General features: G+C 40.9%; 26 protein-coding genes. 14 read left to right on the plus strand and 12 right to left on the minus strand.

The genetic code is table 11. The annotated features are described in order from the left end of the window. The first annotated feature begins 243 nt into the window (after positions 1–243). From purE to FGU46_RS05560, 3 genes are read left to right on the plus strand one after another with little or no spacing between them, the layout of a single operon-like run. Positions 244–1,260 (plus strand): 5-(carboxyamino)imidazole ribonucleotide mutase, encoded by a 1,017-nt coding sequence (gene purE / locus FGU46_RS05550; protein WP_286472581.1) that lies wholly within the window; start codon positions 244–246, stop codon positions 1,258–1,260. 41 nt (positions 1,261–1,301) lie between these two features. Beyond that, entirely contained in the window at positions 1,302–1,436 is a 135-nt protein-coding gene (locus FGU46_RS05555) for a hypothetical protein (RefSeq protein ID WP_286472586.1), read from the plus strand. Positions 1,437–1,467: 31 nt separating this feature from the next. Continuing rightward, positions 1,468–2,751, plus strand: coding sequence for a UbiD family decarboxylase (locus FGU46_RS05560; protein ID WP_286472592.1), 1,284 nt, complete (start codon positions 1,468–1,470; stop codon positions 2,749–2,751). A 14-nt stretch (positions 2,752–2,765) separates the two neighbouring features. Here FGU46_RS05560 and amrS read toward each other — a convergent pair whose 3' ends face one another. From amrS to FGU46_RS05580, 4 genes are read right to left on the minus strand one after another with little or no spacing between them, the layout of a single operon-like run. Further along, entirely contained in the window at positions 2,766–3,770 is a 1,005-nt protein-coding gene (gene amrS / locus FGU46_RS05565) for an AmmeMemoRadiSam system radical SAM enzyme (RefSeq protein ID WP_286472596.1), read from the minus strand. Positions 3,771–3,784: 14 nt separating this feature from the next. Beyond that, positions 3,785–4,831, minus strand: a complete 1,047-nt coding sequence (gene thiL, locus FGU46_RS05570; protein ID WP_286472598.1) for a thiamine-phosphate kinase — start codon at positions 4,829–4,831, stop codon at positions 3,785–3,787. After that, positions 4,821–5,264 (minus strand): sirohydrochlorin nickelochelatase, encoded by a 444-nt coding sequence (gene cfbA / locus FGU46_RS05575; RefSeq protein ID WP_286472600.1) that lies wholly within the window; start codon positions 5,262–5,264, stop codon positions 4,821–4,823. The genes thiL and cfbA overlap by 11 nt, the downstream gene beginning before the upstream one ends. Further along, positions 5,239–5,634 (minus strand): Zn-ribbon domain-containing OB-fold protein, encoded by a 396-nt coding sequence (locus tag FGU46_RS05580; protein ID WP_286472601.1) that lies wholly within the window; start codon positions 5,632–5,634, stop codon positions 5,239–5,241. The genes cfbA and FGU46_RS05580 overlap by 26 nt, the downstream gene beginning before the upstream one ends. A 267-nt stretch (positions 5,635–5,901) precedes the next feature. On the opposite strand from FGU46_RS05580, the gene FGU46_RS05585 reads away from it, so the two are divergent. Both FGU46_RS05585 and FGU46_RS05590 read left to right on the plus strand, forming a co-directional pair. Continuing rightward, a complete protein-coding gene (locus FGU46_RS05585; protein WP_286472602.1) occupies positions 5,902–6,882 on the plus strand; it encodes a hypothetical protein in 981 nt (326 codons plus the stop codon). 9 nt (positions 6,883–6,891) lie between these two features. Next, a complete protein-coding gene (locus FGU46_RS05590) occupies positions 6,892–7,902 on the plus strand; it encodes a hypothetical protein (protein WP_286472603.1) in 1,011 nt (336 codons plus the stop codon). A gap of 72 nt (positions 7,903–7,974) precedes the next feature. Here the strand turns inward: FGU46_RS05590 and FGU46_RS05595 are convergent, their stop codons facing one another. The 8 genes from FGU46_RS05595 to FGU46_RS05630 form a co-directional block, all read right to left on the minus strand. Beyond that, positions 7,975–8,571 carry a HemK2/MTQ2 family protein methyltransferase gene (locus FGU46_RS05595; protein ID WP_286472605.1) on the minus strand — a complete coding sequence of 199 codons (597 nt, stop codon included), beginning with the start codon at positions 8,569–8,571 and terminating at the stop codon, positions 7,975–7,977. Between the two features lie 36 nt (positions 8,572–8,607). Continuing rightward, a complete protein-coding gene (locus FGU46_RS05600) occupies positions 8,608–8,910 on the minus strand; it encodes a carboxymuconolactone decarboxylase family protein (RefSeq protein ID WP_286472607.1) in 303 nt (100 codons plus the stop codon). A 56-nt stretch (positions 8,911–8,966) separates the two neighbouring features. Further along, the gene (rsmA, locus tag FGU46_RS05605) at positions 8,967–9,797 is read right to left on the minus strand and encodes a 16S rRNA (adenine(1518)-N(6)/adenine(1519)-N(6))-dimethyltransferase RsmA (protein ID WP_286472609.1); all 831 of its coding nucleotides are present in this window, start codon (positions 9,795–9,797) and stop codon (positions 8,967–8,969) included. A gap of 5 nt (positions 9,798–9,802) precedes the next feature. Further along, a complete protein-coding gene (locus FGU46_RS05610) occupies positions 9,803–10,384 on the minus strand; it encodes a DUF655 domain-containing protein (protein ID WP_286472611.1) in 582 nt (193 codons plus the stop codon). 47 nt (positions 10,385–10,431) lie between these two features. Then, the gene (locus FGU46_RS05615) at positions 10,432–10,764 is read right to left on the minus strand and encodes an RNA polymerase Rpb4 family protein (RefSeq protein WP_286472615.1); all 333 of its coding nucleotides are present in this window, start codon (positions 10,762–10,764) and stop codon (positions 10,432–10,434) included. A gap of 5 nt (positions 10,765–10,769) precedes the next feature. Then, a complete protein-coding gene (locus FGU46_RS05620; protein ID WP_286472617.1) occupies positions 10,770–11,060 on the minus strand; it encodes a 50S ribosomal protein L21e in 291 nt (96 codons plus the stop codon). A gap of 265 nt (positions 11,061–11,325) precedes the next feature. Further along, complete coding sequence (locus FGU46_RS05625; RefSeq protein WP_286472619.1) at positions 11,326–12,513, minus strand: tRNA pseudouridine(54/55) synthase Pus10; 1,188 nt, start codon at positions 12,511–12,513, stop codon at positions 11,326–11,328. A 74-nt stretch (positions 12,514–12,587) separates the two neighbouring features. Next, complete coding sequence (locus tag FGU46_RS05630; protein WP_286472620.1) at positions 12,588–13,922, minus strand: signal recognition particle protein Srp54; 1,335 nt, start codon at positions 13,920–13,922, stop codon at positions 12,588–12,590. 333 nt (positions 13,923–14,255) lie between these two features. On the opposite strand from FGU46_RS05630, the gene hpt reads away from it, so the two are divergent. From hpt to pcn, 9 genes are all read left to right on the plus strand, one after another. After that, positions 14,256–14,810 (plus strand): hypoxanthine/guanine phosphoribosyltransferase, encoded by a 555-nt coding sequence (hpt, locus tag FGU46_RS05635; RefSeq protein WP_286472621.1) that lies wholly within the window; start codon positions 14,256–14,258, stop codon positions 14,808–14,810. A 41-nt stretch (positions 14,811–14,851) separates the two neighbouring features. Beyond that, entirely contained in the window at positions 14,852–15,844 is a 993-nt protein-coding gene (gene dph2 / locus FGU46_RS05640) for a diphthamide biosynthesis enzyme Dph2 (RefSeq protein ID WP_286472622.1), read from the plus strand. A gap of 335 nt (positions 15,845–16,179) precedes the next feature. Then, on the plus strand, positions 16,180–16,749 hold the full coding sequence (locus tag FGU46_RS05645; RefSeq protein ID WP_286472629.1) for an exosome complex RNA-binding protein Csl4: 570 nt from the start codon (positions 16,180–16,182) through the stop codon (positions 16,747–16,749). Positions 16,750–16,751: 2 nt separating this feature from the next. Further along, a complete protein-coding gene (locus tag FGU46_RS05650) occupies positions 16,752–17,009 on the plus strand; it encodes a DNA-directed RNA polymerase subunit L (protein ID WP_286472630.1) in 258 nt (85 codons plus the stop codon). 2 nt (positions 17,010–17,011) lie between these two features. Further along, entirely contained in the window at positions 17,012–17,620 is a 609-nt protein-coding gene (locus FGU46_RS05655) for an endonuclease dU (RefSeq protein ID WP_286472632.1), read from the plus strand. A 72-nt stretch (positions 17,621–17,692) separates the two neighbouring features. Further along, the gene (locus FGU46_RS05660; protein WP_286478230.1) at positions 17,693–18,112 is read left to right on the plus strand and encodes an NUDIX hydrolase; all 420 of its coding nucleotides are present in this window, start codon (positions 17,693–17,695) and stop codon (positions 18,110–18,112) included. Positions 18,113–18,159: 47 nt separating this feature from the next. Further along, complete coding sequence (locus tag FGU46_RS05665; RefSeq protein WP_286472634.1) at positions 18,160–18,474, plus strand: transcription factor S; 315 nt, start codon at positions 18,160–18,162, stop codon at positions 18,472–18,474. A gap of 9 nt (positions 18,475–18,483) precedes the next feature. Beyond that, on the plus strand, positions 18,484–19,083 hold the full coding sequence (locus FGU46_RS05670; protein WP_286472636.1) for a hypothetical protein: 600 nt from the start codon (positions 18,484–18,486) through the stop codon (positions 19,081–19,083). Positions 19,084–19,095: 12 nt separating this feature from the next. Continuing rightward, a complete protein-coding gene (gene pcn / locus FGU46_RS05675; protein ID WP_286472639.1) occupies positions 19,096–19,830 on the plus strand; it encodes a proliferating cell nuclear antigen (pcna) in 735 nt (244 codons plus the stop codon). Positions 19,831–19,888: the final 58 nt, after the last annotated feature.

Raw genomic sequence — 19,888 nt, forward strand, 5'->3', positions numbered from 1 at the left:
TTTCAGTTCTATTTTTAACTGACGAAAGAATTAAGACAAAAATTAGAATGATCCAAGACACTAAGTCACACCTCTTTAGTTCACTTACGTCATCTTCTTATATATAAATTGGTAACTGGCAGTATTAAATAAGGAAGGTTCCACAAAACTTTATTACCAGTTTAACATAAAGTTTTAGTGAATAACAGCCGGACAGCATCTGAAAAATCACTTTAAAACCTAGTTATGAATTGAGGTTACCAAATGGAACCTAAAGTAATGATACTGCTGGGAAGTGCATCCGATATAAATATTGCCGAGAAGGCTCTGGACGCTCTGGAGAAATTGGAGATACCCTACGATATCCGAGTAGCCTCCGCCCACCGGACCCATCAAAAAGTGAAACATATAGTTTCTAAAGCGACTGAAAAAGGAATAGAAGTTTTTATGGGCATAGCTGGGCTTTCAGCCCATTTACCGGGTATAATAGCGGCCAATACTTATAAGCCAGTTATTGGTGTCCCGGTTGATGTTAAACTGGGGGGATTGGATGCCCTCTTCGCAACGGTACAGATGCCCCTTGGTGCACCCGTAGCCACGGTGGGGGTGGATCGTGGTGAAAATGCAGCCATTTTAGCGGCTCAAATTATTGGTATTCACGATTTCAATGTCAGAGAAAGGCTTTCTTCCATGAGAAAAGATTTTTTTACCAAGGTAAAGGAAGATGAGGATAAACTTCTGGATAGTTTGCGGGGTAAATATTACTCCCCCCCTTCCTGGAAGAGTGAAATGAAGGATAATCCAGATGAAACTTCTACTTCTCCAAATTTAAATCCCCCTAAAGTGGCGGTGGTGTCAGGAAGCTATTCGGACATGAAGGTAGCTAAAAAGACTACCATGTTCTTGGACAAGCTCAATATCAGTCATGAATCAGCGGTAGTGTCTCCTATCCGATCTCCTGATAAGTTTGAAAAATTTCTGGATATAAATAGAGATGCAGAGGTTTTTATTGCCATCTCGGGACTTTCTGCTCATGTTACTGGTGCAGTCGTAGCGCACACTGAAAAACCGGTTCTGGGAGTGCCCTGTTCCATGCGCTTGGATGGTTTGGATGCCCTGTTGTCCATGGTTAACATGCCTCCCGGGGTCCCGGTGGCTACCACCGGAATAGATGCCGGTGGGAATGCAGCTATCTTGGCGGCGGAAATGCTGGCCCTTGGTGATAACCTCATAAAAGAGGAATTACTTAACTTTAAGGGCCATATAAATTGTAAATGGTGAAATCCTGTCATTACTGGCTATAACTTATTATGAGTGAATAAATGAAAATTAATGATGAAGATCCTGAAGATGGTTTAAGCTGCTCCACTGGGGAATGTGCCTGTCCTGTCAATTACATCTGGGGAGCAATAGTCGTTATACTGCTTGTATTTACATTGTATCCAGGATATGATTAAGATATGAATAGTTGGGATTTGGGGTGATTTTATGCGAGAATTTTTAAAAACTCTTGAGGATGATTCAAGAGTATTGGAAATAGAAGAGAAAGTTTCAACCTATCTGCAAATCTGTGAAATCATGCGGAAATATCCAAAAGACACGCTAATTTTCCAGAATATCAGAGAAACCGAAATGAAGATTGTTTCCGGCATTTGTAATACCCGTGAAAAAATATCCCAAGCCATGGGAGTTGAAGTCTCTGGCATTACCCAGAGAATAGTTGAGGCCACAGAAAACCCAGTACCAATTGATAAATATCAGGATGCTAAGAAATTCTTTGATATATCCAAAAAACCGGACATGACTGAATTACCTGTCCCCACCTATTATAAAAAGGATGGTGGGCCCTATATCACCGCAGGGGTTATTATAGCTAAGGATCCGGATACCGGGGTGAGAAATGCTTCCATTCACCGCATGTTGGTACTGGGTGCAGATAAGCTCACCGCTCGCATAGTGCCCCGGCACCTGTACACCTATCATCAGAGGGCAGAACGCAATGGTGAACCACTGGAGATCGCAATAGCCATTGGAATGGATCCGGCTACACTATTAGCAACTACAACATCTGTCTCCATAGCCACCGATGAACTGGAAGTGGCTAATAACTTTCAAAATGGGGAGATGGGTCTGATTAACTGTGAAACAGTGGATTTAGAGGTGCCGGAATGTGAGATTCTCATGGAAGGTAAGATTCTTCCCTATGAACGTGCTGAGGAGGGACCTTTCGTGGATTTAACCGATACCTACGACGTGGTAAGGCAAGAACCAGTTATAGAACTGGACAGAGTCCATTATCGTGATAATTCTCTGTATCATGCTATAATGCCGGCCGGCAACGAGCATAAACTTCTGCAGGGCCTGCCCCAGGAGCCACGCATTTTCCAAGCGGTCCAAAACACGGTACCAACCGTTAAGCATGTGGTTTTAACAGGGGGTGGCTGTTGCTGGCTTCATGCGGCTGTTTCAATCCAGAAACAAACTCAGGGGGATGGTAAAAATGTGATCATGGCGGCCTTGGCTGCTCATCCATCCCTAAAACATTGTGTGGTTGTAGATGAAGATGTCAACGTATTCGACCCTGAGGATCTGGAGTACGCCATAGCTACGAGAGTTAAGGGCGATGAAGACATTATAATAGTCCCCTTGGCTCGAGGATCGTCTCTGGATCCTTGTGCTGCACCTGATGGAACGACCACCAAGGTGGGAGTAGACGCAACCAAACCTTTAGATAAAAAAGAGAAGTTTGAGCGGGTCAGTCAGACCTTATAGTTAGAATTCCGTTTTCAATCTACAATATCTATGGGGGCTCCACAGTGAGGACATTTATTCTTTTTTAATCCTTTATCCACTACTTTAAACCCGTCTCGTTGTATAAGAAGTTCTTCACATTCATAACAGCGGGTATTTTCTCCATCATGCCCTGGAACGTTACCAATGTAAACGTAGCGCATCCCTGCTTCACGGGCCATATCTCGGGCCTTTTCTAAGGTTTTAATGGGGGTGGGTTGGACCTGATTAAGCTGATAATCGGGATGAAAACGGCTGAAGTGCAGAGGCACTTCTACCCCTACTTCTTCCGCCATGAATTTAACCAGAACCTTAAGATCATCCTCGGAGTCATTGTATCCTGGTATTATTAGATTGGTCACTTCTAAATGAATCCCATTTTCATACATGGTTTGGATGTTATCCAGGACGGGCTGAAGCCGGGCATCACATAATTCCTTATAGAAACGCTCCGACATCCCCTTTAAATCCACATTGGCCGCGTCCAAGAAGGGAGTGATGAGTTCCAGGGCTTCCTGACTCATGTAACCATTGGTTACATAAACCGTCTTAATATCCGCCTTCTGGGCTAAAATAGCCGAATCGTAGGTATATTCAAACCACATGGTGGGCTCGTTGTAGGTCCAGGAAATAGAAAAACAGTTGTATTCCTTGGTAAGTTTGATGGCCTCTTCAGGTGGAAGTTCTCGGGTGGGAATGTCTTCTAATTCTGCCTGGGATATGCTCCAGTTCTGGCAGTACCGGCAACGGAAGTTACATCCCAGAGTCCCCAGGGAAAAAGAACTGGTACCGGGATAAAAGTGAAATAAGGGCTTTTTTTCGATGGGATCTACAGCTATGGAGGAGGCCGCTGCATAGTTTAAACTATAAAGAGTATCTTCTATGTTCTCACGCATGTTACAGAAGCCTCTTTTTCCCCTGGAAATAAGACAACGTCGGTTACACACGTGACAGTTCAACATGGGCCCTACTTTTTCATAGAGCATGGCCTCTTTCTTCATGATCCTCCCTGATTTTAGGATTTATGTAGATGCTCGTAACCCCTTGGTACCAGTATATTTGTCTTTCCATCCTTATCTATCATCTCGATCCGTCCGGAACTGGTAACTTCCCCAATGGCATGCACCTCAATTTCTCCCTGCAGGGAGCTAAAATCCTGGGGATTAATAGTGAAAAGCAATTCAAAGTCTTCTCCATAGTAAAGAACCATTTCTTGGCTGTTTTTCCCACTTATCCGGGCAACTACATCTAAAATAGGCCTTGTGGGGATTTTATCCTCATAGAAACGGATTCCTATTTTCTGGTCACTTGCTGCAATAATTTCTCCCATTTCACTTACCAGTCCATCGGTTATATCAGTGCAGGATGTGGCTTTATTTTCAGATAACTTCATACTCTCCTCTACTCGGGCTATAGGTTGTAAAGCCTTTTTTAATATTTTATCTTTTTCCTTTAGATTAAGTGCATCCATAACTAATTCATCACTTAATAGAACTTCAAAACCGGCTGCGGCAGAACCTAAAGTCCCGGTAACAGCTACTAAATCCCCCTCTCGCGCTCCAGATTTCATTAAAAGTTTTTCCCGATCAACCATTCCCAGTGCCGTTCCACATAGGGTTATTTCATCAGTCTGGTTGGTATCTCCTCCCAGAAGGGCGATATCGTAGTTTTCACATGTTTTCAATATCCCTTCAACTAGTAAATCAAAATCTTCCAGAGGAAGATCTGGAGGGAGCCCCATGGACATGATAATTCCCAGGGGACGGGCACCCATTGCGGCTAAATCACTTAAATTAACCACCACAGATTTCATCCCCATTTCCAGGGGAGACATCTCTGGGGGAAAGTGAGAGGGCTGGAAGAGCAGATCAGAAGTTATTACCAGATACTGGTCTCCCATGGATAGGATAGCAGCATCATCCTCAAGACTTTTCAGTGAATTATTGTTGAAAAAGTTTTTAAAAAAAGGGGAATGGGGAATGGACTTCTGGCTCTGAGATAGGAGCCGTTTAATCAGTCTTTTTTCGCCAATATCCGAAATTTTAAGTTTATTAGAGGGCATTATCTACCCGATCTTTAATTATATCAGCTATACGACTGTCTGCACCCAGGGGCTTGGTGTAGATAATCTCTCCATGGAAATGCACGTGCTCCTCTTCTCCATCATGGTCATGGTCATGATGGTGGTTGTGTTCCAGGTTTTCGTTGCCATTGTCCAGTCCCAGAATTCGAGGAATGTCCTGGGTGGTATGAACACCATCAGCCAGGAAGACTGGAGTAACCACAATCTTTTTCACGCCCATATCAGCCAGTTTATTGATGGAGGTGGGTATGGATGGTTTGGACATGTTCATAAACCCAATTTCCACAGGATATTCCGTATTCTTTTTATATATCTCTGCTAATTGACTTAAAACGTCTTTACCATATGGTAATCGACTTCCGTGGCCTACCAGAATTACGCCCACATCATTTGAGTTTGAATTTGTAGCCATAAGATATCACTCCATCATCGCCTTCTTCTCTGATTTTTCTAAATACAACTTCTACCTCATCACCAATTTCTATGTTATCTCCATCGGAGTCCACAATTTGACTGGTTATTCTGGTTCCTTCCTCCAGCTCTATAATGGCCACCACATAGGGTGATATTAACTTGAAGTCATCGGTGGGGGTGTGTATAACTGAGTAGGTATGAATTCTACCTTTTCCACTTAATTTTATTTCTTCTAATTTACCTTTCCTTCTGCACTCGGGGCATATAACCCTAACTGGGAAATAGACCTTCCCGCAGTGGATACATTTTGACCCTATAAGATTGTAGCGCTGGGGAATATGACGCCAGCCTCGTACAATGTCCTTCATATTGAACCTCCTAGTAAAAATTTATGTAACTCTTTATTTGAAATTAAACTAAGTGAATAGTTCTTAGAATGGTTTTTTTATATCTCAAAAGAGAGGTAATACTAATCTAAAAGTGTTACCTCACCACTTTTATCCTACTTTTTCACCTATTAATCTATTTATGAATTTTTCACGAAAAGTTAATACCAATATTATGAGTGGTACCTTAAACTTAAATATTATTACTATAATAATAATTAGTAATACTTATAATTTCGTGGTGATGGTATGGATAATAGCGGATATGTAATGGCTGGAACATCTTTTTTACTAATATTGCCAGTTTTAGCGCTGGTTATGGTACTCGTTGATGTAAATTATGCTAACACAGAATCAAATTCCCTGTTCATAGAATCTGAAAACTGTTTACACGTCTTCCAGGACTTGGAGTCCAACATACCACACCTGGGCCGAATAGTATTAAAAGAAGAGGCTTTTGATGTCATTAACTCTAAAAAACCATTATCTGATAGTAAAAAATCAACAAAGGATAATTTACAGCTTAAAGTGGATCAGATTACTCAAAATTATAATAAATATGGATTACAAGTAAACTGCACTGTAGAATCAATTAAAGAATCTAATGACCCCTTTGAAGTGGAAGTAACATCCACTGTGGTAGTCCAGAAGGATAAAGTTTCGCATCAACGGATCCTCCGCCAGAAAATTTCTATTAATGACCCTAACGATCCGCTACCGGATCCCATGCCCATTGTTAAATGCTATGAATATGGTGGAGCCTCCATAAACGGCAGCAGAATTTATTATGGCCATAGCCTGGCGTCATATCTAGAACAAAGAGGTGAAAAGAATTGGGCGCTATATGAAAATGCTAGTTCTCCTTTATTCATTAAAAAATGTCCATATGATCCCTTTGTAGGCCATGGGGATCCGGTTACACTAGAAACTCTGAAAAACTGTCTAGACAACGGATTCTATCATGAGAGCAATGATGGTGCCTGCTATCTATGTAGGTTGGAAGGAAAGAGCACCTGCCTACACCAGGGACTTGAAATATTCATTATACCTCCTCCGACCTACAACCAATCTGATAGTGCGCCCTGTTCTGTGGATCACGTTATATTCGGAGAGAACGGCAGTGATATCTATCCGGGAGGAAGTATTCAATATCATCAGGAGGGGGCTCTCATTTTTCAACTATTTTTAGACGATTCGCACCGAAAAAAGTATGGATTACCCCGGATTTAACGTGATTATATGTTCGGGAATAATTTTCAGGACAAAGAGGCTGGACAAGTATTGTCCATGGATTTATTACTGGCACTAGTGGTATTTGCCGTCTTTTTAGGAGTTTCTGCAAATAACATGGACTTGATAAGTTCGAAAATGGATGAAACTTCTTATGTACATTCTTTACAGAGAATCGTAACTGAAAATGCAAATTTATTGTTGACCACACCAGGTTCTCCAGAGAATTGGGAAGAAGGTCATCAACCCCTTTCCATGGTAAAACCTGGATTAGCTCAAGCGGATTCTGCCACCGGGACATTTAACAATACTTTGAACATGAAAAAGATATTAAAACTGGCTGAAAATTATCACGAGCTTATGGATGGTAAATTACTACCATTTGGTTTAAACTCCACCATGATCGTATCCCCCCGGGATCGTTCCCTGGAAACCATCACTGTAAATAACCAGGAGCATCCGGAAGCAGCAAGGGATATTTTAACCATTAACCGTACCATCATGTGTGATTATATGATCGCCATTGTCTTAACTTCCATTGTATCCCACCAACCATCAGAAACTTCTCCTGATCGGTATCAGCCTTTAATCTGTCCTCACTGCAATCTCACGCACAATTATCAACATACTCGAGGATCAGCCTATAACAAGCCCGGATGGAAATGCAAGCCCTTTACTGTAACTCAAAACGATATCAACAATACAGATATCTATATTATGACAGATCCTCCTATGGTAATGGATCAGTCTGCCTGCTGGATAATAGATTCCACCCAAAACCTCACAGACAATCGTTATAAATTTACCTCGTCACCCTATAGGTTGAATGAAAGATTATCTCAAATATTGGCTGAGAAGGGTAATGCAACCATCTGGTTACATGTTTTTTCCTCTGGTAATTCTAATGAAGCCTTTGATGTTTATATTGGCCGTTTTTCTAAGAACACGCCTGCTGAAAAAATTAGAACCCAATATTTAACACCTCAACCTTGTAATTTTATTTTTAAAGTTTGGATTTAGGCTTTAAATAGGGTTTATTTCAGGTTATTATCTATGGGGTCAAAAACAAGGTGAATTAGAATGGATTTCAACTCAGGGGCCTAATTTTCCACTAATAACCACTATTTCCTCAAAAAAACATTTTTCCACGGCTATTACCGATGCTTGAAATCCTATCTGCTCTAATCTTTCCAGGGTCCTGTCCACATCAGACAGGGAAGACTGCACCAACTGAACCCGACCTCCTTCACGAATATGTCCACGTAAACCATCTAAAAACTTATCTATAATTTCTCTACCGTTAATGCCACCATCCCAAGCTGAGTTTAAATCATCATCCAGCATTTCATCCTCTTCAGTAGGTAGATAAGGAGTATTGAAGACGATTAGGTCAAATTTTTCTCCCTGGACAGGTTCAAAAAGATTTCCTTCGCGTAGCTCTACGTTGAAGGCACGATTGGCAATCAGATTCTTACTTGCACAATGTATTGCCCAGGGATTAATATCGGTGGCCACCACTCGGGCTACTTTCCTGGCGGCTGAAATTGCGATGATGCCCGTACCTGTTCCTATTTCTAGAACAACATCTTTTCGACTTAATTCAAGGGTATTGGCCAGTAATAAACTGTCTTCAGCAGGTTCATAGACTTGTGGATGGGTGTTAATAAACAATCCGTTATATTCCAACATAATTCTCACTAGTGCTTATCATTAATTATTAAATGTCTATCCATAACCATCAAGAGCCGCTGGAAGACAATTAAGAACTTTTGAGAGTCCTGAAAGATGTAAATTCATAACGACAGCTTCTTTGACTTCTTCTCGGCTGGCTCCGCTTTTCCGGGCTATTTGGGCGTGTAACTGGACACCTAGGGGATTGGAGTTGGCAGTCTGTATGGCAATGTTTATTAATTGCTTGGTCTTAGCATCTAATCCCTCCATTGACCTCTGGACCTCTACTAATTTATTGAAACTTTCGGCTAAATCAGGACATTCTTTCTGAAAAATTTCATAAGGATTTTTTTCCATTTTTCTCCCCAACCATTAAATCAAATATCTAATTAAACTCTTCTTTCAAACTTTTTTTAATCACTTTTTATTAATTTTTTCAATTCATGGGTGATTTGAATAATGTTTTCAGATTCCATCTGAAATGGCCTCTCATCCATCAATTCGGAATCTAATCGGGATAACATTTCTTTAGCAAATTTTTTATCCGGCGCCCACTCATGATACGAATCTAAGAGAGCTTTCTTAGCCTTCTTACGTTTATGCTGGAAAAGTGCCCTGGTAATATTTAACATAAATTCGTCCAGTTTAACATCTTTTTTAGGGGTTAACTTCACCACCGCTGATGATACTCGTGGTGGGGGTAGAAAAGCTCCTTTGGGAACTGTAAATAGTTTTTCTGCTTCGGCTTTTAAGTTAATCATCACTGAGAGCCGGGAGTATTTTGATTCTCCTGGTTTGGCTACCATCCGATCTGCAAACTCCAGCTGGTACATTAAAATTCCAAAATCAAAATCATACTCCAGAAGTCGAAAGGTAATTGGCGAAGAAATCTTGTAAGGAAGGTTAGACACTACTTTATTAAATGGTGGTAACTCCAGACGAGTTGCATCCCCCTCCAATACATCTACGTTAGTTATTCCTTTTTCTTCCAATCTTTCCCTGAGGATACTGGCTATTTGAGGGTCTTGTTCTATGGCCACTACCTTCCTGGCCATTTCTGAAAGGGGAATGGTGAGGGTACCTATTCCAGCGCCAATATCCAGAATGGTGTCATTGACAGAAGGTTCTGCTTTGCGAATAATTCTATCCAAAATAGAAGAACTCACCAGATAATGCTGGCTTTTTCGTTTATTCAGCCTAATCTGGTGTTTTTTAAGAATTTTTATTGTTTCCCGGGATAACATTTCCTTCAGGGCTGGGTTTTCCTTTTAGGGGGCCGTGTAAAAATAGTGTATTTTCTCTTACCCTTAGCTTCATGGGATTCCAGCTCCATTACGATTCGTTTGGAGATGAGCTTCACTGGGTCGGATATCATGGGAACCCTCTTTTTTATGTCATCAAAACTTTCGAAAGGACCTTCTTTCCTGGCTTGAAGGATGTCTGTCATATGTTTTTTACCAATACCTGGCAAAAGCTCGATTTGGTGTAATCGAAGAGATATAGGTCCGGATTCATTGAAGAAATAGACAAATTTGTCCTCCTTATCTCTTATAATCTCTTCTATAACGTAATTAAGTTCAATTTTAGCGGTGGAAGTTAATTTTTCGTAGGGGATCCTGCGGTTAACCCTGGATATTTCATCCCTCTTTCCGGCACCAATGTAAACCTTCTGAAGTATGGTGAGAGTCATGTTATCTTTGGGAGTTAACTCTAGAAGGGTGAATTCTTCGGTTCCTATGGCTTGTGCCACTGGTTTTCGTTTATAAGTGGTTGTACCCGCATCCACATATCCCAGAGGGAGAAAATCAAGTATAATCGCATAATCTTCCATATGACCATCTATCTCCAGGGAATATTAAATATTCAGTTTTATAACTGTTATTCCCGATATTTATTTATAATATCCAATATTTTGTCCAAGTCTTCCTTTTTGTGGGCGCCCCTTTCTTTAGAGAACATCAGCCTCATGTCTGCCATATCTTCTGGCATTATGTCCGCCATTTTAACGGCCTGATTGGTTTTTATAATCTCTTCTAATTCAGCAATCATTTTCTGGGCAGATTTCACCGAAATTTTGGAAAATTTGGTAACGTGATCCATTGCCAGATTCTGCTCGTAACTCAGTTCCTGGACCTTCGCCCGTTCTTCCAACAAATCTTTAGCTTGGCAAAAGGGTATGGGATCGGTTTTTAACACTTTTTTTCCAATCATCCCAATCACTCTTGGACTTTCAGGTGTTCAGGTCTGATAATCAGGCGTTTTGCTTTGTTCCCGTCGTTGATTTCCACGATATAAGCTCTACCTCGCTTATCGGATACTTTACCTGTTTTCCCATGGAAACGTGGGTGGGGTTGACCCTTATGTACACTAGGATCTATTATGATGTGAACCAGATCATCTTTACTGAAAGTCTGGATTTTTTTGGTAATGGGATTGGTTCTACCGGCTCTAATGCTCTTTTTGAGCTTGTGTCGTGTTTTACTTCTGAAACCTCTTGATCTTTGCATTTTAAAAAACCTCCATGATAAACTAGAATCCTAATGAAATTGGTTTTCATTAGCTAATGAAACTGAATTCTGACAAGTTCCAAACTGCTTCACAACCTGAATTTAATAATAGTACCCTAACTAACCATTAGAAGACATTCAGGCTGATCCAGCATTTATTACCCTATATCCGCCCTAAATAGGCCGGAATGGACCGGGCATCTTCTATTATCTACGTTGACTATTTATACATTTCAGGAGTTTATAATACTATCCTTCCACCCTTTTAAATGTTGACCTCCAACACATCCAACTGCACGCATCTGGCTGGAGTGCCCAGGAGTAATGACACACTGGGTTGGGTTCTACCCTCATCACCAGATATCAGTTCCTTTATATACAAACCGCCCTCACAGTCAATTTTCAATTCCAAGGTTTTTTCGCCGATTTTGGTGGCAGTTAACCCTTTGATTTGGCGTTTTCTAACCTTATCCGCTCGGCGGTGTGAGACCCTAATAGGGGTGCGTTGTTCTATCAATTTCAACTTAGTAAGGCGCTCCAGATCCGCAGCGTCAACTGTTGCAGCCAACTCTACAAGAGCCAGATAAGTCTTATACGTGTCGGTTGAGGAAGTTTTGATGGCACTACGCCTTTGTTTTTCCGATGATTTAAGGTTCAGGACCTCTACCTTCCCCTGAGCATTTTTATTTATTTCATACTCCAACCTTTTAAGATCCAAGTCACGTTTTAAGGGTTCTTTAATTTCCAGTACGAATGGGCGACCTTTTCCCAGCATTTTTACATCAATGTCTTCTCTTCCAGCACCATGAAACTTGGATTCAGTTCCTCCTGCCATCATTAAGACCGAAGGGGATATTAACTCCTCCACGGATTCTTCATACATTTTTCCAGTGTAATTACAGCGCTCACAGCCTTTTCCCTTGCACTTCCTGCAGGGCCATTTGGTTTGGGGAATGTTTCTCACCAGTTTCCGGTAGCGACCTTCGATAAAGAGGGCATTAATTTGCAGATCAACGCGATTTCTAGAAAGATCAGACATTATCACCAGCTGTGGATTCTCAAAATCCACTTCTTTTTCCCAATGATCATAGAGCAGTTTACCTAACTCCCGGTTGAATTCTTTTTTAATACTCTCCACTTCTAACTGGATTTCCGTTTGTAACTCCTTTTCTTTCTCCATGATGTCCTGGGGGAAGCGACAACCCACCAGAAAGGTGGAAAATTCAACCCCTTTATCTTTAATGGTATCTGAAACATCTTTTAAAATGTCTTCAAGATTATCAAAGGTACCAAAACAAACCTTACATTTTTTAACATCTTCGAATTTGTTTATATGGTCTAAAAAATGTCTTCGGGCATATTCTCCCCTTTCAGAGTTGGATTCTCCGGGTAAATCTCTGGAAAGATGACGACCTAGACAACGGTCGCATATCTCACCGTTAGTGATTTTCATGATTTTAATAGCCTTATTTTTCAAAATAGAATCCATCAAATCTACATCCTAGTAATGTATTGCAAAAGTGAATTTTAACGCATCATCTGCCGCATCATCTGCCCCAAGGGACCGCCCATTTTGCGCTTACCAAAGCCTTTGATGGCTTTCTTGGTGACTTGATAATATTTTAAAAGTTCTTTAACATCTTCGTTACGCATTCCGGCTCCTTTGGCAATCCTTTTTACTCTGGACTGTTTAATAACCTCTGGATGGGTGAGTTCATGTTCAGTCATGGAGTCCATAAGAATACGGTACTTATTGAGTCGTTCTTCCGTTACCTGGGATGCATTTTTGGGGAGTTTGTTTCCCATACCTGGCATCATGTTCAAGACCTGCTGCATGGGTCCCATTTTGTTCATAACTTCAAACTGGGCGTACATATCCTTTAGGGTAAACTTACCACTGAGCATGGCATCCATTGACTCCATGTCCACTTCGTCTCCCTCGGCAATTTCTTCAGCCCTCTCAATCAAAGTCTTAATGTCTCCCATTCCCAACAGTCGGGATATAAACCGATCTGGATCGAAGGCCTCTAGATCTTCAATGCGTTCACCGGTTCCAATAAATTTGATGGGAGCTCCAATCTCGGCCACTGCCGAAAGAGCTCCACCCCCCTTAGCTGATCCATCGAGTTTGGTAATAACGATGGAGCCGATGTCGGTGGTCTGACTAAAGGCCAGGGCCTGTTCACGTGCCTGTTGACCTATGGTACCATCGATAACCAGCATTACTTCATCCGGATCCACCACTACCGATATCTGCTTCATTTCGTCCAGAAGATCTTTTTCTTCCTTGTGACGGCCGGCAGTGTCTACAATAATGATATCCTGTTTTTTAAATTTTTTAATCCCTTTTTTGGCTAAATCCAGCGCATCTTCATTGTCAGGATCGCCGTAGAGGGGGACGTTGAGACTTTCGGTTAGCTGTCGTAGTTGTTCGTAGGCAGCAGGCCTCCAAGTATCGGTACATATAATGGCGGGATTGAAACCTTTTCTCTGAAGATAACGGGCTAATTTACCTATTGTGGTAGTTTTACCACTTCCCTGCAGCCCCATGAATAGTATTTTGAAAGGCTTGGTTTCTACCTCAATTTCGGGAGCTTTTTCACCTAAAAGATGCACCAGTTCTTCATAGACGATCTTGATCACATGCTCTTTGGGGGTTACTCCCTTTGGGGGCTCTTCAGAGAGTGAACGCTTTTCTATGGTCTTGGAAAGATTTAAAACCAGTTTTATATTAACATCGGCCTGGATGAGGGCCCTTTGTATGTCCTTTATGACTTCTTTGACCACTTCTTCATCGATGATGGCCATTCCAGCCAGTTTTTTCATGGTATTGGTCAGGTTCTTTCCCAGATTGCCTAACATTGTATATCACCAGATTAGATTCACCAGTAATTGATAAAAAATCAGCAGTATTAAATTTAATTTTGAAATCTATTTAATTTTGATATATCTGAGTATATATAATAGTAAATTCAGGGTATATAAAGATAAAGATGCCGGGTTGGAAAATAACGAATTGACTTATAAACTAGTATGGGGAGCTAAAGGCCTTTAAAAGCATATTTATATGTATATTCTGGTTTAAACCGCCTGGTAATTCGTGCCCTTTAGATTCTCTGTTATTCCATTAATATCAACGTTTTAGAATAATATAAGAGCAATTATGTGAATTAGGGTCAAAAATTGGGTGAAAAGATGCTTGAAAACCTCAAAAAATCATTAATTGAGTCCCCTATTGTTAAAAAAGGTGATTATAACTACTTCGTACATCCAATTACCGATGGAATTCCTTTAACTGAACCAGAATTACTGGAAGAAGTTGCAGAAGCTACTTCAAGGATTATAAGTTTTCCATTGGACAAGATAGTCTGTGTGGAGGCTATGGGGATCCACCTGGCCACTGCTCTGTCAATTAAAACCAGGATTCCATTTGTAGTAGTTAGAAAACGTCGTTACAATTTGGATGGAGAAGTAGCTGTCCATCAAATGACGGGTTACAGTGAAGGGGAGCTTTACATCAATGGTTTAACCAAAGGCGACCGGGTAATGTTAATAGATGATGTGGTAAGTACTGGTGGTACCATGACTGCGGTGTTGAAAGCCCTTCAGAATATGGGGCTGGAAGTAGTTGACGTGGTGGCTGTCATTGAAAAAGGAAGCGGAAAAGAGAAAGTAGAGGCTGAAACTGGATTGGAAGTTAAAACTTTAGTTAAAGTCGATGTCCGGGATGGCCGAGTTTTAATTATATGAAATTGAAGATATAATGGCAAAAAACTCCGTTAGGAACTAAAATGCTAAATTATCAGCTGGAAGAAGAGGAAACAGTCGCTAAAATACGTGGATTAAATGCAAAGATGGTAGGATTGCAGTTTCCCGATGGATTGCGGGTGCATGCTACTAGATTAGCCCGAAAAATAGAAAAAGAAACGGGTGCCACCACCCTGATATCTGGGGATGCCTGTTATGGGGCCTGTGATCTATCCGACCGTTCCATGGAAGGTCTGGTGGATTTGTTGATTCACTGGGGGCATACTCCCCTACCCTTGGATTACAGGATCCCAGTTTTATTTGTGGAAGCTTATTCCACAGTTGAAGTATTCGAATCGGCAAAAGAGGCTCTTAAACTCCTTGACGATTATCAAACCATTGGTTTGGTGACCACCACCCAGCATCTTTATTTATTGGATGATTTAGCTAATTTTCTAGAGGAAAATGGTAAAAATGTTCAGATGGGGCCTGGTAAAGGAACTGTGCACGGACAGGTGCTGGGATGTAACTTTTCTTCGGCTCGTGGCCTTTCGGTGGATGCCTTCCTTTATATAGGAAGTGGAAACTTCCACCCTCTGGGTCTGAAATTATCCACCCATAAGCCGGTTATTATAGCTGATCCCTACATGAATGAGGCTAGAGAAATAGATGAATTCGCAGATAGAGTTCTTCGAAAGCGGTTTGCTAAAATTGCACTATGCATGGAAGCTAAACGATTTGGAATTTTAGTTTCATCAAAAGAAGGCCAAATGCGCCTGGAAATGGCCAAATCCTTAAAAAAATTGATTCAAGATCAGAACCGGGAGGCTTACCTCATACTCCTTGATAACATCACACCCGATCTTTTAATGGCTTTCCGGGATTTGAATGCCTTTGTAGTAACTGCCTGTCCTCGAATAGCCATCGATGATGACCAGATCTACGAAAAACCCTTAATAACTCCATATGAATTAGAAATTGCATTGGGTATAAAGGATTGGGGAGACTATCAGATAGATGAGATTATATATGAGTAAGAATGAAAGACTATGGAAGGAAACTTATTGGAGTTTAGCTGATCCTATATAAAGATAAAATCATATTGCCTAATCATTCCCATTGATGTGAATTGATTTCGATGAAATGATCGATGAAATAAATGAAAAAAACATAACTTAATACTTGAAACCGTCATATAATAAAATATAATAATACTTCTTGATTTACCTGATTGCTTATACAGATTTTATCCGTAAGCAGCATCCCCTATTATCTTAATCACATCATAAAATACGTATTAAGTCCGATTAACACGATAAAGTTTTATTAAGTACTGAATTTGTTAGACTTGTTTTAAATAAGAGGTGAATAGATGAAAGCCAAATCTGGAGATTTTGTTCTCCCTGGTGACGCTTTAGGTGTCACTGAGGAGTTTCTCCCATCGGAATGGACCTATGAAGAAGAAGGTAAAATTCGGTCTTTGGTGGCAGGAACAGTATACATAGACCAAAAAAATAAAAAAATTTCCATAATACCCAAAACTAAATCCCCTGCCATTCTCAGTAGAGGAGCGGTCATTTTGGGACAGATAAAAGATGTACGTGGTCAAAGGGCCATGGTGGAAATAGAAGGAATCAAAGACACCAACAGGAGCCTTCCAATATCCTGTGTGGGTGGTATTCACATATCTCAGGCCCAGAAAGGCTATGTGGACAAACTTACTGACGACTTCCGTATTGGTGATCTTATCGAAGCTAAAGTAACCAAGGTTCTGGGAATTGACAACGCCGACCTCACCACTGCAGAAGAAGAATTGGGTGTTTTAAAGGCCATGTGCACTAAATGCCGATATTTCATGAACAAGATTGGTAAAAATCAAGTAAAATGCCCTAATTGCGGTAATAAAGAGACCCGGAAGTTATCTTCTAAATATGAGGGATGATCATGAAGATCATAAAGGATGAAAAGAAGGAACTGGAAATTGAAATTACAGGGGAGTCCCATAGCCTTTGCAACGCTCTTAGAACAGTTTTAATGGAAGATAAAAATGTTGAATCTGCAGCTTACGTTATTGACCACCCTATAATTGGACAGCCAAGATTGTACATAAAAGCTAAAAATCCCCGTCAGTCACTTAAAAAGGCGGCTAAAACTTTACAGAAACGTTGTGGGGAATTTAAGAAATTAGTAGAATCTGCCTAAGGATGAATGAAGGAATTCCTAATAAAAAATTCTGGAAAATAAAGAAGGAAATACGTATACTGGGAGTTGACGACGGACCTTTCACACCACACGGAAAAGAAAAAGTCCTGATTATTGGAACAATATTTAGAGCAGGAATCTGGCTGGATGGTGTTCTGAGTACCCACATTACCAATGACGGCGATGATGTCACTGACAAGTTAGTGGGGATGGTAAACCGGTCCCGCCATCGTGAACAGATAGGGGTGATCATGCTGGACGGAATTACCTTTGGTGGTTTTAACGTAGTGGATATCCAGCAGATATTTCATAAAACAGAGATCCCCGTGATTGTAATCATGCGCAAACAGCCAGATTTGCTCAAAATAAAAAATGCCCTCCAGAACTTCCCAAACTGGGGGAAAAAATGGAAACTTATTCAAAAAGCAGGAAAAATACAGAAAATCCATAATAAAGAGCCAATCTACATTCAAACCAGCGGAATATCCTGGGAAGATGCAGAAGAAATAGTAAAGCTGGCAACCACCAGAAGCGCCATACCTGAGCCCATTCGTGTGGCCCACATAATTGCTTCAGGGGTTATAACTGGAGATTCCCGGGGAAGCGCTTAATAATGGCTAAGATCTCGTAATCGAATGAACCATCATTGAAAATTACTATTCTATACTACAGGAAGTGTTTAAATAAAAAAACCTTTTTTAACCGTTGATGTAGTAATAATCGGCGAAGCTGGAACAGTGTTGCTTATAAAAAGGAAAAATAGCCCCTTTAAAGGATTCTGGGCTTTACCAGGGGGCTTTGTTGAGTATGGTGAGACCGTGGAGCAGTCAGCAGTAAGGGAGGCTAGGGAGGAAACAGGAATATCTGTGCATCTCAAAAAGCTGGTCGGTGTCTATTCTGATCCCGATCGCGACCCACGGGGACACACCGTTTCTGTTTGCTTCTTGGCTACACCGGCAGGGGGAACAGTGAAGCCATCCACCGATGCGGTTGATGCAGCTTACTTCACCTTAAATTCGATACATTCCATGGAACTGGCGTTTGACCATAAAAAAATTTTCAATGATGCTTTAAAGATTATAAATAATTATAATACTCAATAAAAAAATCGTAGACAATTTATGATATTTAGATGATCAGGAGGACTAAAATGGAGTTCTGCCCAAAATGTGGGACAGTAATGTTTCCCAAAGGTGAATGTTTTGAGTGTCAATGTGGATACCAAAAGAAAATAACCAAGAAATCTCTAAGTGATTATGAAGTTTCAGAGAAGATATCTACCAGGGAGAATGTAATAGTAACTGGAGATGACGTTAAAACCCTACCCACAACCAGGGCAGTGTGTCCGAAATGTAAAAATAAAGAAGCCTTCTGGTGGCTGCAGCAGACCCGGAGGGCAGATGAATCTGAAACACGATTTTTAAGGTGCAGTCAATGTGGTTACACTTGGAGGGAATACGACTAGGAGAAGGTTATGAAGGATAATACTACACCCGATAAGACCACAGGATCTCAAAAAAATCGGGAAAAGGAAAAAGGCGGGGGAGCTGACTCCAGCACTGATCTTGGATTTGCAAGATTTAAAAAGATTTTCGTTAGTCCTGATCTTGGCTTAGATGATAATAAATCTAAAAATCCAAATCCCCCGAAGAAAACTTCACATAAGACTGGTGAAAAAGCTGATGTTCATGAATTCTCTGAATTACATTTCAAAGAGGGGTTGATGAACATGAAAGTCACCAAATTAATCCTGGCCGAAAAAACACGCATCATAAGGTATACCGCGGCAATAGTCGGCGGATTATTAATGTTATCCGGCCTCATACTCCTCTTTACAGCTGCGACACGGGTAGTTGACAATGTGATATTTGGAGAACGGGCCATGTTTTCTTCGTTTTTGATTTTGATTGGTCTTTTGATACTCATAACTGTATTTGGCCGCCGTTATTGGCATGACACAGTTCTCAATAAGCTTAACGTGGAAATGGACATTTCAGAAGAAAAAAGTAAATCAGAAGTCAAGGACAAAAAAACGAAAAAGAATAATATAGAAGATAAGAATAAAAGTAATTAAAGGAGGAACAACATGTTCAAGGCAGTTTTAAGCGATTCAAACATTTTAAAAACCAGTTTCGACGCTATATCGTCCATTGTGGATGAGGTGCAAATGCAAGCCGATGAAGAAGGCCTAAGACTGGATGCTCTGGACCGCAGCCACATCACATTCGTACATCTGGAATTGAAGAAGAATGTTTTCGATGAGTATCAGTGCAAAGAACCTCTCAAAATCAATGTTGACACCGAAGAGTTGATGAAAGTCCTTAAACGGGCAAAAGCAGAGGATATGGTGGAACTGACCACTGATGAGGGGAACTTCATCATAACCTTTGAGGGTGAAGCACGCCGTACATTCAAGATCAGGCTCATCGACATTGAATATGAGGCACCTAGCCCTCCTCAACTGGATTATCCCACGGAATTGGAGGTACCCTTCAGCCTGCTCAAAGACTCCATACAGGATATTGGAATAGTTTCTGACAAAATCGCTCTCCAGGTAGATGAAGATAAGTTCAAGGCCTCAGCGGAAGGGGACTTTGGGGATGCCCAAATAGAATACCTGCATGGAGAAAAAATACAGGAAAATGCTAAATCGGTCTTCAGTCTAGAGAAAGTTAAGGAAATGATGAAGGCGGATAAATTCTCAGAAACAGCTCAAATTAAGTTGGGAAATGACATGCCTCTTAACCTTTACCTAAAAATGGCTTCGGATGAAGGCGAATTAAGCTTCCTCCTAGCTCCAAGGATAGAAAGTGAGGAATAGGGTTGGATGAGTTTTTCCAGAGGCTAAGAGAGATCCAAAAAAAGGAACGCAGCCTGAG

Origin of the sequence: Methanobacterium sp. CWC-01, from assembly GCF_030323845.1 — an archaeon.
GTDB lineage: Archaea > Methanobacteriota > Methanobacteria > Methanobacteriales > Methanobacteriaceae > Methanobacterium > Methanobacterium aridiramus.